The organism is Chryseobacterium phosphatilyticum, from assembly GCF_002899825.2.
Taxonomy (GTDB): Bacteria; Bacteroidota; Bacteroidia; order Flavobacteriales; family Weeksellaceae; genus Chryseobacterium; species Chryseobacterium phosphatilyticum.
In genome coordinates this window covers 1-468 of the sequence record NZ_PPED02000081.1, presented here as the reverse complement: position 1 = coordinate 468, position 468 = coordinate 1, and the positions used below count along the sequence as shown (strand labels likewise).

General features: G+C 64.7%; 1 protein-coding gene. It reads left to right on the top strand.

Annotated features, from left to right (window positions below):
* On the top strand, window positions 1–339 hold a 339-nt coding region (locus C1631_RS25490), incomplete at its 5' end, for a CorA family divalent cation transporter (RefSeq protein ID WP_497707261.1).
* Window positions 340–468: the final 129 nt, after the last annotated feature.

Genomic DNA, 468 nt, shown 5'->3' with positions numbered 1-468 from the left:
GGGCAGACCCTCAAGGAGGGCGACGCGCCACGCTTCGACACGCTGGCGCAGGACATCGCTTCGCTGGACGAGTTCAAGACGCGGCTGTCCGAGACCGTCCAGTTCCTGCTCGACGCCACGCTCGGGCTCATCAACATTGAGCAGAACAACGCCTTCCGGGTTCTCACCGTCGTGTCCGTGGTCGGCGTGCCGCCGACCTTGGTGGCCTCGCTCTACGGCATGAACTTCAAGCACATGCCCGAACTCGACTGGGCCTACGGCTACCCCTACGGCCTCGCCCTGATCGCGATCTCGGCGATCGTGCCGCTGCTCTATTTCAAGGCGAAGGGCTGGCTGTAACGCGGCGTCGAGAAGCGCCGCCGTCTGGAGCGCTCTCTGCGGCTCAATGGCTGAGGCCGGGGAACAGGTTGCGCAGGCTCGTCACGATCATCTCCATCGCAACCGCGGCCAAGATCATGCCCATCAGGC